Below are 13,948 nucleotides of genomic sequence, written 5' to 3' on the forward strand. Positions count from 1 at the left end.
GCCGTCGTCCGCCGCGTCGCCGCCGGTGTCCGGCCCGGCCGCCGCCGCCGCTTCGGCCGCGGCCGCCTTGGCCTCGGCGAAGGCCTGCGCGTCCGCCCTGTCCTTGCGCGCGCGTTGCAGCGTGCGCGTGACCTCGCGCGGTTCCATGCCGTACATGTCGGCGAATTCGGCCTCGGTCTTGCCGGTGGTCTCGAAGGCGCGCAGCAGGGCCTCGCGCTTGGCGCCCTGTCGGCCGAGCTCGGCGAGGGCGTCGTCGAGGGCGGCGTTGCCCTTGACGTCGCGGGCGCGCACGCGCTCGGCATAGGCGTCGCGGCCGATGCCCGAGGCTTCGATGGCCGCGATGATGCGGTCGCGCAGCGCGGCGCCCAGGTCGTCCGGCGTGCGCGCCTGGCGGCGGCGGAACACCTCCAGGATGGCGTGGTGGATGTGTTCCGGGGCCACCGGCTCCACGGGCTTGGCATCGAGGTCGTGGCGCGGGTGACCGGCCGCCACGGCATCGAGGTAGCGCGTGGAGCGCGCGTGCAGGCCGAGCGCGACCTTCAGGTCCTCGGCCTTGAACTCGTCGCCATGGCGCGCGAGCAGGTCCTGGTAGACGCCCAGCTTGAGCGGCAGGAAGCGGGCGCCGAACATCGACGGGTAGAGCTCGAACAGGCGCTGGAGCACCGGGTGGACCTTGTTGCGCGACGACGGCTGCTGCGATTGACCCTTCGGTTGTCCCTGTGCCTGCCCCTGCCCCTGCCCTTGGGCGGGCCGGCGCGGCGGCCGGGCGGCGTCGGGGTGGCGGTGCGAGCCACCGTCGCGGCGCGGACCGGGGACCGCGCCGGCATCGGCGGGAGCGGCCGCTGCGCGCTCGCCTGGGTGCTCGGCGACCTGATCGCCACCGTCGCCGGCGGTGCCGCCTTCGGCGTCGGGCGTGCCGGCGTGGTCGGCGGCGCTGCCGGCGGCGTTCGCGGACGCCTGGCCGGAGCGGCGTCGGCCGCGTCCGCCACGCGAGCGCCGCGCGCGCGGGGCGCCGGTCGCGGCGCCGGCTTCGGCATTGCCGCCGTCGTTGCCGCCGTGGTCCGTGCCTGCATCGGCGCCATCGCCGGCGTGGTCATGGGGGCTGCCGTCGGCGACGACGGCGTCGGACGCGCCGGTCCGTTCTTCGCGGGGCGACGCGGTCGGGCGCGTCGCGGGCTCGGCGGCGGCCGGTGCCTGCGGCGAGGGGGAGGAGGTGGCGTCGGGAGCGTCGGTCATCGGAATGCGGTGGTGGGAAAGGGAAAGGGCGCGCGCCGGGCGCGGCGCATCGCGTCTCGCGGCGTCGGCCCTGGGAGGCGTCGACCGGTTCGGCGGATTCGAGGAAGAAAGGATGGAAGGACGGCGGTGTGGTCGGCGCGCGGGTCAGCGTGGCCGGAACATGCGGAACCGATTGTCGGGCGTGATCGCGAAATAGTCGGCCGGGCCCCCCGCGCGCAGGATCGGCTCGGCCGCGGCGGTGTCGTAGACGCCGTCCTTGAGGAGGGTTCGCGCGATGTGCACGCCCACCACCTCGCCGAGCACCAGCCAGGTTTCCACGGGCGTTTCGTCGACGCCCTGGAGCTGCACGATCTGCGTCAGCCGGCACTCGAAGGACACCGGGCTCTCGGCCACGCGCGGCACGGCGATGGTGCGCGAGGCGACCGGCGTCACCCCGGCCAGCTCGAACTCGTCGACCTCCGGCGGCACGGCCGCGCAGCTCGCGTTCATGCGCTCGGCCAGGGGCCGCGTGACCAGGTTCCAACCGAACTCGCGCGTCTCGCGGATGTTGCGCAGGGTGTCCTTGGCGCCGATGCTGGCGAAGCCGACGATCGGCGGCGTGTAGTTGAAGGCGTTGAAGAAGCTGTAGGGGGCGAGGTTCAGCCGGCCCCCGGCGTCCCGCGAGGAGATCCAGCCGATCGGGCGCGGGCCGACCATCGCGTTGAACGGGTCGTGCGGCAGGCCGTGGCCCCGGGCGGGTTCGTAGAAGTGGAAGTCGGTGGGGGCTCGCGGGGCGTCGGACATGGCGTTCCTGGAAAGGGGAGGGCGGTGGATGGGAGGAAGGAGCGGGCGTCGCGCGCCGGGGCTCAGGGCATCGCGATCGCGTCGGCGTTCGCCGACGGCGGCTCGGTCGGGGTCGCCGTGGCGACCGAGCCGGCCGCGCGCCCGGCGCCACGCAGGATCTCGCGCGCCACCGCCTCGGCCACGCGGATGCCGTCGACGCCGGCCGAGAGGATGCCGCCGGCGTAGCTCGCGCCCTCGCCGGCGGGGAACAGGCCGCGCACGTTCGGGCTCTGGCAGTCGGCCTCGCCGCGCGCGATGCGGATCGGCGAGGAGGTGCGCGTCTCCACGCCGGTGAGCACCGCGTCGTGCATGTCGAAGCCCCGGATCTTGCGGCCGAAGACCGGGAAGGCCTCGCGCATCGCGTCGATGGCATAGCCCGGCAGCGCCGCGTGCAGGTCGGTGGGCGTCACGCCGGGGGTGTACGACGGCACCACCTCGCCCAGCGCGGTCGACGGCGTGCCGGCGACGAAGTCGCCCACCAGCTGCGCCGGCGCGCGGTAGTCGCCGCCGCCCAGCACGAAGGCGTTGGATTCGAGCTGCCGCTGCAGCGCCATGCCCGCCAGCGGCGAGCCCGTGGCGCCGTGCTCCCAGCCGGGAAAGTCTGACGGCTCGATGCCCACCACGATGCCGGCGTTGGCGTTGCGCTCGTTGCGCGAGTACTGGCTCATGCCGTTGGTGACCACGCGCCCGGGCTCGCTGGTGGCCGCGACCACCGTGCCGCCCGGGCACATGCAGAAGCTGTAGACGGCACGGCCGTTGGCCGCGTGGTGCACCAGCTTGTAGTCGGCCGCGCCCAGCAGCGGGTGGCCGGCGTGGCGGCCCCAGCGCGCGCGGTCGATCACGCCCTGCGGGTGCTCGACGCGGAAGCCGATGGAGAACGGCTTGGCGTCGATCCGCACGCCGCGCGCGTGCAGCATCTCGAAGGTGTCGCGCGCGCTGTGGCCCAGCGCCAGCACGACGTGGTCGCAGCGCAGCTCGCGCTCGGCGCCCGTGCGCTGGTCGCGCACCGTGAGGCCGCGCAGGTGGCCGTCCTCGATGCGCAGGTCGCTCACGCGCTGCTCGAAGCGGACCTCGCCGCCCAGCGCGATGATCTGCTCGCGCATGTGTTCCACCACCTTGACCAGCTTGAAGGTGCCGATGTGCGGGTGCGCGACGTAGAGGATCTCCGGCGGCGCCCCGGCCTTGACGAACTCCTCCATCACCTTGCGCCCGAGGAAGCGCGGGTCGCGGATCTGGCTCCACAGCTTGCCGTCGGAGAACGTGCCGGCGCCGCCTTCGCCGAACTGCACGTTCGACTCGGCGTCGAGCACGCCCTTGCGCCACAGGCCCCAGGTGTCGCGGGTGCGCTGGCGCACCGAGCGGCCGCGTTCCAGCACGATCGGGCGGAACCCCATCTGCGCCAGCAGCAGCGCGCTGAAGATGCCGCACGGCCCGAAGCCCACCACCACCGGACGCAGCGGCAGGCCCTCGGGCGCCCGCGCGGGCGGCAGGTAGCCCATGTCGGGCGAACGCGTCACGCGCGGGTTGCCGGCCAGCCGCGCGAGCAGCACGTCCTCCAGCGCGGCCGGATCGGGCCCGGCGAGCGTCACGTCGACGATGTGGACCTGCAGCAGGTCGGCCTTGCGGGCGTCGAAGCTGCGCTTGTGGACGTGGATGTGGCCGATGGCGCCGGCGTCGATGCCGAGCAGGCCCTGCACGGCGCGGTCGAGCGCGTCGGCGGGCGGATCGAGCGGGAGCTTGATTTCCGAGAGTCTGAGCATGGCGGGGCTTGTGTCTATCAAGCGTGCGATGGGGAAAAGAAGGAAGCGCCGGCTTTCCGTCGTGGACGGGAAGCCGGCGCAGCGATTTTCGTCGAAAGCCGCCCGGGGGTCCGTTCAGGCCGGCAGGAAGCCCTCGACCGACAGGTAGCGCTCGCCGGTGTCGTAGTTGAAACCCAGCACGACGGCATCGGCCGGCAACTCGGGCAGCTTCTGCGCGATGGCCGCCAGCGTCGCGCCCGAGGAGATGCCCACCAGCATCCCTTCCTCGCGGGCCGAGCGCCGCGCCATCTCGCGCGCGGCCTCGGCCTCGACCTGGACCACCCCGTCGAGCAGCGACACGTCGAGGTTGGCCGGCACGAAGCCCGCGCCGATGCCCTGGATCGGGTGGGGCGCCGGGCTGCCGCCGGAGATCACGGGCGAGGCCGACGGCTCGACCGCGAACACCCGCAGCGCCGGCCACCGCGCCTTCAGCACGCGGGCGACGCCGGTGATGTGGCCGCCCGTGCCCACGCCGGTGATCAGCGCGTCGAGGCCGTCGGGGAAGTCGGCGGCGATCTCCTCGGCCGTGGTGCGCGCGTGGACCTCGACATTGGCCGGGTTGTCGAACTGCTGCGGCATCCAGGCGCCGGGCGTGGCCGCGACGATCTCCCGGGCGCGCGCGATCGCGCCCTTCATGCCCTTCTCGCGCGGCGTCAGGTCGAAACTCGCGCCATAGGCCAGCATCAGGCGGCGGCGCTCGACGGACATGCTGTCGGGCATCACCAGCACCAGCCGGTAGCCCTTGACGGCGGCCACCATCGCCAGGCCGATGCCGGTGTTGCCCGAGGTCGGCTCGACGATCGTGCCGCCGGGGGCGAGGGCGCCGGAGCGCTCGGCGTCCTCGACCATCGCCAATGCGATGCGGTCCTTGATCGAGCCGCCGGGATTGGCGCGCTCGGACTTGATCCAGACCTGCTGCGCGTCCCGGGCCACGCCGGCGAAGAGCCGGGCGACGCGGACGTGCGGCGTGCGACCGATGGTCTCGAGGATGTTGCTGGCTTTCATGGTCGTGTCTCCTGGCAGGGAATATCGCCGGCGGGCGGCGGGGCGGGACGATTGTGGCGACATAATCCGCCCCGTGAAGCGGGCCAGACCGCCGCTGGTGCAAGTCTCGAAAGAGCGCACTGGAGGAACGTCCGGACTGCACAGGACAGCGCAGGAGCTAACGGCTCTCCACCGCGAGGTGAGGATCAGAGCAACAGAGACGAGTCGGCGAGGGGGTGACCCCGGGCCGGGTGAAACGGGCAATCTCTGCGCGCAGCAACACCAAGTAGGCCAGTATCGAGGTGGTTCCGCTGAGCTGGCGGGTAGGTGGCATCGAGCCGTCCGGGCGACCGGCGGCCCAGAGTAATGGCGGTCACGCCGGCATCGTCGCGAGACGGCGCCGGCGCACAGAATCCGGCTTATCGGCTCGCTTCACACTTTTCTTCTTCCGACGCCCCGACGCTTCAGCGCGGGCGTCCGAAGGCCTTCTCGATCTTCTTGTCGGTGCGGTACTGGCTCAGTGCGTAGACCGCCCAGATGGCCGCCGGCAGCCAGCCGATGAGGGTGATCTGCAGGATCAGGCAGATGATGCCGGCGATCGGCCGCCCGATCGTGAAGAAGGCGACGAAGGGCAGGAAGATGGCGAGCAGCAGGCGCATGGTTCGGTCGGTCGATAAGTTGACGATCGCGCCATGTTCGTCCGGTGCCCGGCGCCTGCCTGCCAGCCGAGGCCCCGTCCGCCCGCCCGTCCCGCTCAGAACCGCTCGTGCGGCAGGAGGTAGCGCCATTGCCCCGGCGCCAGTCCCGCGAGCGGCACGCGACCGATGCGGATGCGCTTCATCGCCAGGATGCGCAGTGCGACGCCGTCGCACATCTGCGCGATCTGCCCCGGCCACGCGCCCTTGATGGCGAAGCGCAGGCCGGTGCGCGCGCCGTCCTCGCTCTGGCGACCGATGCTCACGCGCGCCGGCAGCATCGCGCGGCCGTCCACCACCGGCGACTGGTTGAGCCGGTGCAGCGCCCGCGGGTCCACCGTGCCGGCGACGTCGACCATCACCTCGTTCTCGATCAGGCCGGCGTCCTCGACCAGCTTGCGCTCGATGCGCGGGTCCTGCGTGAAGGCGATCAGTCCGCCCGCGCCGGTCTCCAGGGGCGTCAGGCAGCGCTGGTCGACGAAGTGGCGCTGCAGGGTCGGGCGGCGAAAACCCTCGCCGTCGCCGTCGCTGCGCCGCTCGGGGAACACCAGCCGCCCGACCGGCGCGTCGAAGGCGATGCCCGGAGGCTTGTGCAGCAGCAGCGTGACGGCCTGCACCGGCTCGGGCCGCGCGGCGGCGTCGATCTCGATGCGCTGGTCCGCGCGCACGCGCGCGCCCGGCACCTCGACGACCCGGCCGTCGACGCGCACGGCGCCGTTCTCGATCAGCAGTTCGGCCTCGCGCCGCGAGCAGTCGCGCTGGGCCGCCACCTGCTTGGCCAGGCGGATGCCTTCGCCCTCGCTGCCGGCGGGGGGGCGCGGGCCGGCGATGCGCGTGCGACGGGGAAAGGGTTCGTTCATGGCGGGCGGGTCCGGGGAGCGTGAGGAAAAGGCGGAAGGCGAAATGGACAGGTCCGGCGGGGAGGGAGCGGCGCCACGGCGCTCGCTCAGGCGAGCGCCAGCCGGCGGATGCGCTCGACGTGCGCGGTCAGCGAGCGCGCCGCGACCGGCCACAGCCGCTCGGGCACGTCGGCATAGGCCATCGGCAGCCAGTCGTCGGGGCTGCCGTCCGGTCGCGCGCGCATGGCGGCGAGCACGCGCGCCTCGCGCCGCAGGCGGTGCATCCTCAGGGCGGCGATGGCGTCGCGCGCGGCGCCCAGCACGTGGCCGTGCGCGGGCAGGATGAACTCGATCCCGTCGGCGGCGCAGGCGGCGTCGAGCGCGTCGAGCGAACCGAGGTAGGCCGTCATGTCGCCGTCGGGCGGATCGACCACCGTGGTGCTGCCGTTCAGGACATGGTCGCCGGAGAACAGGAGGCCGTCCTCCTCCTGCACCAGGCACAGGTGGTTGGCCGCGTGGCCGGGCGTGTGGACGACGCGCAATGTGTAGCGCGCGGTGCCGTCGGCGTCCCGCAGCGTCAGGCGCTCGCCGTCGGCCAGGGCGCGGTCGGGCACGAAGTGGGAGGCCGCCCGAGCGGTCGGCGCCGAGGGCAGGCCCAGGATCGGCGGCCGTCCGGCGCACAGCGCCTGCAACAGCGCCGCGCCGGGCGCGTGGTCGGGGTGCGAGTGCGTGCAGACGATGGCGCGCACGTCGCCACCGGCGGCGCGGTGCAGGCGTTCGACGTGCGCCGCGTCGGCCGGACCGGGATCGATGGCGACGAAGCCGGTGGCCGCGTCGCCCACCAGGTAGGCGTTGGTGCCCGGGCCGGTCATGGCGCCGGGGTTGGGCGCGGTCAGGCGCCGCAGGCCGCGCAGCAGCGGCACGGCGACCTCGTGCTGCCAGTCGAGCGGATGCAGGATCTGGCCGTCCGGGCAGACCAGCGCCAGTTCGCCGAAGGGCGGCTCGTGCTCCATGTAGCGTGCCTCGCGTCCGCCGAGCAGGCCGGCGCGCGGGCAACTGGTGAACAGCGGCTGCTCCGCGACGCAGGCGGCCAGGACGGCGTCGACCGTGGGGTAGGCCGCCAGGTGCGCCAGCGTGCGCAGGGTCGGGAAGATCATGAGGAAGCCGCCGGCCTGGTGGCGCGCGAGCGCCGCGTCCGGTCGCACCCAGACCGGTTCGAACTGCTCGGTCTCGTCGGCCGACGGCGTCTGCCCCTCGGGCATGCGCGCCACCAGGAACGGCACGTCGAAGCGTTTGGGCAGGTCGCGGTCGGTGATCCAGCGGGCGAGGACGAACACGGCGTCGGCGGCCAGCCGCAGTCCGTGGGCGCCGCACTGGGCGGCGAAGGACGCGGTGCCGGCGGTCGTGGCGCGGTTCATGGCGGCGATCGTGGCCGCCGCCACCGGCGCGCCGTCGGCCGCCCGGCGCGCGAGCAGCACGCCCAGTTCCTCGAAGGTCTCGCGCAGCGCGGCGATGGTCTGCGTGAGCTGCGGGGCGCCCTGGGTCGGCCGGCGGTCGGCGAGGCCGTGGGCCGCGGCATCGCCGTCGTCGATGCGCCCGCCCGGGAAGACGTAGGCGCCGGGGGCGAAGCTGGCGCGGTCGGAGCGCCGCGTCATCAGCACCTCGATGCCCGCGGGCGTGTCGCGCAGCAGCAGGAGCGTGGCGGCCGGGCGCACCGGCGCGGGCTCGCGGTGCGGATGGAGTCGTTGGGCGGAGCGGACCATCGCCGGATTATCGGCATGGCAATATCCCCGCCTTCGCCGGACCTCCGGCACGCCACCGCTGCGAGACAGGCTCGCCCGTGCGGATCAACTGCGTCGTCCACGAGCACGGAGCCAGGCGTGCCGACATTCCCGTGGCGCGCATCGGCGAGCACCTGACGCGGCCGGGGCGCTTCGTGTGGGTGGCGCTCGCCGACGCCGCGCCCGACGAGCTGGCCGAACTGCAGCGCGCCTTCGGCCTGCATCCGCTGGCGGTGGAGGACGCGCACAACGGCCACCGGCGTCCCAAGGTCGAGGAGTACGGCGATTCGCTCTTCGTCGTGCTGCACCTGCTGGAAGCCGACACCGGGGGCGCGCAGACCACCGTGCAGGTCGGCGAACTCGACGTCGTCGTCGGGCGCAACTACCTGGTGTCGGTGCGCAGCCGCAGCACGCACGGCTTCGCCGAGGTGCGGGAGCGCTGCGAGCGCGAGCCGGCGCTGCTGCAGAACGGCCCGGGCTTCGTGCTCTACGCCTTGATGGACGCGGTGGTCGACCGCTGCTGGAGGCCGCCAACAAGCTGCTCGGCGTGCGCGTGCCCTCGGTGTGCATGGGCTCCCAGGAGTACTTCCGCGACGTCGTCGACCACCTCACGCGCATCAACGGCTCGGTCGAGGCGATCCGCGACACCATCGGCACCGCCATCCACGTCGACCTGTCGCTGGTCACCATCGAGGACGGCGAGGTCACCAAGCGGCTGGCCGCCTGGGCGGCGATCTTCGCCGTGTGCACCGCGCTGGCGGGCATCTGGGGCATGAACTTCGAGGTCATGCCGGAGCTGAAGTGGCGCTACGGCCATGTCGCCGCGCTGGGGCTCATCGCCGGGCTGTCGGGCCTGCTGTACTGGCGTTTCCGCAAGGCCGGCTGGGTCTGAGGCCTCTGCGGACGTCCCGCAGAGGCGGGGCGCGACCCATAATCCCTCGATGCGAATCCGCTTCACCAAGATGCAGGGCGCGGGCAACGACTTCGTCGTGCTCGACGAGACCCGCGCGCCGCTCGGCCTCTCGGCCGCGCACTACCGCTTCCTGGCCGACCGCCACTTCGGCGTCGGCGCCGACCAGATCCTCACCGTGCGCCCGCCGCCGGCCGGCGCCTCGCCGGAGATCGACTTCCGCTACGTGATCCACAACGCCGACGGCGGCGAGGTCGAGCAGTGCGGCAACGGCGCGCGCTGCTTCCTGCGCTTCGTGCGCGAGCGCGGTCTCACGCACAAGGCGGCGGTGCGCGTGCAGACGCTGGGCGGCGTCATCGAACCCCGCATGGCCGACGACGGCCGCGTCACCGTCGACATGGGCGCGCCGGTCTTCGAGCCCGGGCGCGTGCCCTTCGACGCCGCCGGCCTCGATCCGCATCCCGACGGCGACTGGCAGACCTGGCACCTGGCGCTGTCGACCCGGCCCGAGGACGCCACCGTGGCGCTGGCGATCGTGTCGATGGGCAACCCGCACGCGGTGCGCATCGTCGAGGACGTCGACACCGCGCCGGTCGAGCGGCAGGGTCCGCTCGTGGAGCACCACCCCCGCTTCCCGCAGCGCGTCAACGCCGGTTTCATGCAGATCGTCGATCGCGCGCGCGTGCGGCTGCGCGTCTTCGAGCGCGGCGCGGGCGAGACGCTGGCCTGCGGCACCGGCGCCTGCGCGGCGGTGGTCGCGGGCATCCGGCTCGGCCGGCTCGACGCGCGGGTCGACGTCCAGACGCGCGGTGGCGTGCTGACCATCGAATGGGCCGGCCCGGGCCATCCGGTCTTCATGACCGGCCCGGCCGTCACCGTGTTCGAGGGCGAGATCGAGGTGCCGGAGCTGCCATGACCCCGACCCGTCCCCCCGCGAGCGCCCTGCAGCCGATCACCGAGGACGACATCGTCGCCTACCTCGCCAACACGCCCGACTTCTTCGAGCGCCACGCGCAGCTGCTGTCCCAGGTGCAGCTCACCAGCCCGCACGGCGCGCGTGCCATCAGCCTTCAGGAGCGCCAGGCGCAGATGCTGCGCGAGAAGATCAAGGCGCTGGAGACCCGCGTGATGGACATGGTGCGCCACGGCACCGACAACACCGCGACGGCCGACCGCCTGCATGCCTGGACGCGCGGCCTGCTGGCCCTGCGCGAGCCGCGCGAACTGCCCGAATGCATCGCGGCCGACCTGCGCGAGATCTTCGGGGTCGCGCAGGTGGCGATCAAGGTCTGGGACTGCCATGGCGTCCACGCGCGCGAGCCGTTCGCCCAGGGCGCGAGCAGCGCGGCGCGGGCCTTCGCGGGCTCGCTGGTGCAGCCCTACTGCGGCGTCAACGCCGGCTTCGAGGCGGTCGGCTGGCTGGGCGATCCGCAGGCCGCGCAGTCGATCGCGCTGCTGCCGCTGCGTTCCGGCGCGGGCGAGGCGGCCTTCGGACTGCTGGTGCTGGCCTCGCCCGACGCGCAGCGCTTCCAGGCCGAGATGGGCCTGCATTTCCTCTCCCGCATCGCCGAGCTGGCCTCGGCGGCGCTGTCGCGGCTGCGGCACTGACGTGGCCCGCCCGAGCCTCGCGCCGGCGTCGGCCGAACCCGTCCCGCGCCCGGCGCTGATCGAGCGCTACCTGACGCACGTCCGGGTCGAGCGGCGGCTGGCCGCGCGCACCCTGGACATCTACGCCGAGCACCTGGACGCGCTGGCCGCGCGCGTCGCCGAGGCCGGCCTCGCGCTGGAGCAGGTGCAGACGGTCCATGTGCGGCGCTGGATGGCGCAGATGCACGGCGCCGGACGCGAGCCGCGCGGCATCGCCCTGGTGCTGTCGTGCTGGCGCAGCTTCTACCGGTGGATGGGCCACGAGCGGCTCGTCGAGGTCAATCCCGTGCAGGACGTGCGCGCGCCCAAGGCCGGGCGGCCGCTGCCCAAGGCGCTGTCGGTGGACGACGCCGTGCAGCTGGCCGACCTGCGCGACGCCGAGGCCGACCCGTGGGCCGAGGCGCGCGACCGTGCCATCGTCGAGCTGCTCTACGGCTGCGGCCTGCGCGTGGCCGAACTGGTCGACCTGGACGTGCGGGCGAGCCGCGAGGCGCGCGGCTGGATCGACCTCGACGCGCGCGACGCGCACGTGATCGGCAAGGGCAACAAGCCGCGCGTCGTGCCGGTCGGCGCCAAGGCGGCCGAGGCGCTGGCGGCCTGGCTCGCGGTGCGCGACGCCGGCGGCACCGCGCCGGTGCCGGCGGCACGGCCGGTGGAGCCGGCCGATGCGCGCGCGCTGTTCGTCGGGCGCCATGGCGCGCGGTTCTCCGCGCACGCCGTCTGGAAGATGCTCAAGGCGCGCAGCGCCCGGGCCGGCCTGGCCGCCACGGTGCATCCGCACATGCTGCGGCACTCGTTCGCGAGCCACGTGCTGCAGTCGAGCAGCGACCTGCGCGCCGTGCAGGAACTGCTCGGCCACGCCAACATCACGACCACCCAGGTCTACACGCGGCTGGACTTCCAGCACCTGGCCAAGGCCTACGACGCGGCGCACCCGCGCGCCCGGGCGATGCCCGAACGCGGCGCGGCGGCCGGGCCGGCGCCCGCGCCCGGCGGCGGGGACGAACCGGCGGACTAGGGCGCGTTAACACTATCTTCCCGACCCGCACAAGGTGGGGCAAGATCGCCCGATGCAACTCACCCGCGAGCAATTCGAGCAGATCGCCCCGCTGCTGCCGCGCCAGCGTGGCAATGTGCGCCTGGACAACTTCGACGTAGTCAATGCCATCCTCTTCGTCACGGCCAACGGCTGCAAGTGGCGCGCGCTGCCCGCGCATTACGGCCCCTGGCACACCATCTACACGCGCATGAGCCGCTGGGCCAAGGCGGGCGTGCTCGACCGGCTCTTCGAGCACCTGCAGCGCAAGCGCCTCCTGCGCGTGCGCATCGAAGCCCTCAGCCCGGACTCCACCGTCGTCAAGGTGCACCCCGACGGCACGGGTGCGCTCAAAAAAGCGGACCTCAAGCCATCGGTCGCAGCCGAGGCGGCTGGAGCACCAAGCTTCATCTGGTTGCCGCGACCGCGCGAGATGTCCTCACCTGGAGTTTGACGCCGGGGCAGGCAGGCGATGCGCCCGAAGGACGGCGGCTCATCGCGGCCCTCGGGGCCAGCCCGGTGCAGGCGCGGGTGGCCCTGCTCATGGACAGCGCCTACCAAGACGATGCCACGCGTGCGCTGGCCGAGTCGCGCGGCTTCGTGGCGGTGGTGCCGCCGAGCCCGCAACGCAAGCAGCCCTGGGTGCTCGACCGGGCACGCTATCGCAGGCGCAACGAGGTCGAGCGTCTCTTCCGGCGGCTCAAGGCCTGGCGAGGGGTCTTCACCCGGTATGACAAGACCGATGGCATGTTCGCCGCCTTCATCACCGTGGCGCTTATCGCTGAGGCTTTGCGATTGCGTTAACACGACCTAGGCGCGGGGCGAACCGCCGCCGTGTCCGCGAAAAGGGGGAATCCCCGGGGCCTGCAGCGCCGGAGGCCACTCGATAAACTGGCCGGTTCTCCAGTTCCCGTTTCAAGGCATCCCATGGCCCTCATCCCCGCCACCATCCTCACCGGCTTCCTCGGCTCCGGGAAGACCACGCTGCTCAAGCGCATCCTCACCGAGGCCCACGGCCAGAAGATCGCCGTGATCGAGAACGAATTCGGCGAGGAGAACATCGACAGCGACATCCTCGTGACGGAGTCCAAGGAGCAGATCGTGCAGATGAGCAACGGCTGCGTCTGCTGCACCATCCGCGAGGACCTGCGCGAGGCCCTGCAGCTGCTCGCGGCCAAGAAGCGCAAGGGTCTGCTGGACTTCGACCGCGTCGTCATCGAGACCACCGGCCTGGCCGATCCCGGTCCGGTGGCGCAGACCTTCTTCATGGACGACGAGATCGCCGAGAGCTACCTGCTCGACTCCATCCTGACGCTGGTCGACGCCAAGCACGCGCCCCAGCAGCTCGACGACCGCCAGGAGGCCCGGCGCCAGGTGGGCTTCGCCGACCAGATCTTCATCAGCAAGAGCGAACTGGTCTCGGCCGAGGAGACCGAGGCGCTGATCCATCGCCTGAAGCACATGAACCCGCGCGCGCCGCAGCAGAAGGTGCATTTCGGCGAAGTGCCGCTCGCGAGCGTGTTCGATCTGCGCGGCTTCAACCTCAACGCCAAGCTCGACATCGACCCGGACTTCCTCAAGGAGGACGACGACCACGCCGGCCACGACCACGCGCCCGGCGAGGCCTGCGACCATCCCTCGCACGCCCACGACCATGACCACGCCGGCCACCACCATCGCCACGACGACGACGTCAAGAGCTTCGTCTACAAGGCCGACCGCGCCTTCGACCCGGCCCGGCTGGAGGACTTCCTGGGCGCCGTCGTCAACATCTACGGCCCGCGCATGCTGCGCTACAAGGGCGTGCTCCACATGCAGGGGACCGACCGCAAGGTGATCTTCCAGGGCGTGCACCAGCTCATGGGCAGCGACCTGGGACCGCAGTGGGGCGCCGACGAGGCGCGCCAGAGCCGCATGGTGTTCATCGGCATCGACCTGCCGCGGGAAATCCTGGAGCAGGGGCTGACGCAGAGCCTGGTCTGATCCATAGAACGAAAGCACTGCGTCGAAAACGACTTCGTAGATACAATCTCGCGCCTGTCGGGCAGCCACGGACGGCCCCGCCGGCATCCCTGGCGATGGCCCGCCGGACGGGCGCCACGGGTTCCGGCACGCGCAGCCCGTGTTCCAGCCGTCTTCCGAAGGAGCCAGCCCCCATGAGCCACCCCGTCGTGAACGCACCGGCCGCCCTGCGCGGGC

General features: G+C 72.8%; 11 protein-coding genes, 1 other RNA gene and 2 pseudogenes. 7 read left to right on the forward strand and 7 right to left on the reverse strand.

Annotated features, from left to right (window positions below; all coding sequences use genetic code 11):
• Positions 1 to 48: 48 nt before the first annotated feature.
• From NF681_05275 to cysK, 4 genes and pseudogenes are all read right to left on the reverse strand, one after another.
• Positions 49 to 771: pseudogene (locus tag NF681_05275) on the reverse strand (ProQ/FINO family protein).
• Positions 772 to 1,380: 609 nt separating this feature from the next.
• A complete protein-coding gene (locus NF681_05280; GenBank protein ID UST54613.1) occupies positions 1,381 to 2,019 on the reverse strand; it encodes a flavin reductase family protein in 639 nt (212 codons plus the stop codon).
• 62 nt (positions 2,020 to 2,081) lie between these two features.
• Positions 2,082 to 3,818 carry an NAD(P)/FAD-dependent oxidoreductase gene (locus NF681_05285; GenBank protein UST54614.1) on the reverse strand — a complete coding sequence of 579 codons (1,737 nt, stop codon included), beginning with the start codon at positions 3,816 to 3,818 and terminating at the stop codon, positions 2,082 to 2,084.
• 114 nt (positions 3,819 to 3,932) lie between these two features.
• Complete coding sequence (cysK, locus tag NF681_05290) at positions 3,933 to 4,862, reverse strand: cysteine synthase A (protein ID UST54615.1); 930 nt, start codon at positions 4,860 to 4,862, stop codon at positions 3,933 to 3,935.
• Positions 4,863 to 4,937: 75 nt separating this feature from the next.
• Between cysK and rnpB the strand changes: the two genes are divergently transcribed.
• An RNA gene (gene rnpB, locus NF681_05295) (RNase P RNA component class A) lies at positions 4,938 to 5,279 on the forward strand.
• 26 nt (positions 5,280 to 5,305) lie between these two features.
• On the opposite strand, the gene NF681_05300 is transcribed toward rnpB, so the two are convergent.
• The 3 genes from NF681_05300 to NF681_05310 all read right to left on the reverse strand — a co-directional run bounded on the left by NF681_05300 (position 5,306) and on the right by NF681_05310 (position 8,138).
• Positions 5,306 to 5,500 carry a YqaE/Pmp3 family membrane protein gene (locus NF681_05300; protein ID UST54616.1) on the reverse strand — a complete coding sequence of 65 codons (195 nt, stop codon included), beginning with the start codon at positions 5,498 to 5,500 and terminating at the stop codon, positions 5,306 to 5,308.
• 95 nt (positions 5,501 to 5,595) lie between these two features.
• On the reverse strand, positions 5,596 to 6,396 hold the full coding sequence (locus NF681_05305; protein UST54617.1) for an RNA pseudouridine synthase: 801 nt from the start codon (positions 6,394 to 6,396) through the stop codon (positions 5,596 to 5,598).
• Between the two features lie 86 nt (positions 6,397 to 6,482).
• Positions 6,483 to 8,138 carry an MBL fold metallo-hydrolase gene (locus NF681_05310; protein ID UST54618.1) on the reverse strand — a complete coding sequence of 552 codons (1,656 nt, stop codon included), beginning with the start codon at positions 8,136 to 8,138 and terminating at the stop codon, positions 6,483 to 6,485.
• 77 nt (positions 8,139 to 8,215) lie between these two features.
• Between NF681_05310 and NF681_05315 the strand changes: the two are divergent.
• From NF681_05315 to NF681_05340, 6 genes and pseudogenes are all read left to right on the forward strand, one after another.
• Positions 8,216 to 9,048 (forward strand): annotated as a pseudogene (locus NF681_05315) (magnesium and cobalt transport protein CorA).
• A gap of 49 nt (positions 9,049 to 9,097) precedes the next feature.
• Positions 9,098 to 9,982: a diaminopimelate epimerase gene (gene dapF, locus NF681_05320; GenBank protein UST54619.1), complete on the forward strand. Its 885-nt coding sequence runs from the start codon at positions 9,098 to 9,100 to the stop codon at positions 9,980 to 9,982.
• Entirely contained in the window at positions 9,979 to 10,674 is a 696-nt protein-coding gene (locus NF681_05325) for a DUF484 family protein (GenBank protein UST54620.1), read from the forward strand. Before dapF ends, NF681_05325 begins: the two co-directional genes overlap by 4 nt.
• 1 nt (position 10,675) lies before the next feature.
• Entirely contained in the window at positions 10,676 to 11,731 is a 1,056-nt protein-coding gene (locus tag NF681_05330; protein UST54621.1) for a tyrosine recombinase XerC, read from the forward strand.
• Between the two features lie 52 nt (positions 11,732 to 11,783).
• A protein-coding gene (locus NF681_05335) for an IS5 family transposase (protein UST54622.1) occupies positions 11,784 to 12,553 on the forward strand; the annotation gives its coding sequence in 2 pieces (ribosomal slippage) (positions 11,784 to 12,108 and positions 12,108 to 12,553; 771 coding nt in all).
• A gap of 123 nt (positions 12,554 to 12,676) precedes the next feature.
• Complete coding sequence (locus NF681_05340; GenBank protein ID UST54623.1) at positions 12,677 to 13,732, forward strand: GTP-binding protein; 1,056 nt, start codon at positions 12,677 to 12,679, stop codon at positions 13,730 to 13,732.
• The last annotated feature ends 216 nt before the right edge of the window (positions 13,733 to 13,948 follow it).

The sequence above is a fragment of the Comamonadaceae bacterium OTU4NAUVB1 genome, from assembly GCA_024372625.1.
In the GTDB taxonomy this organism is placed as follows: Bacteria; Pseudomonadota; Gammaproteobacteria; order Burkholderiales; family Burkholderiaceae_C; genus Variovorax.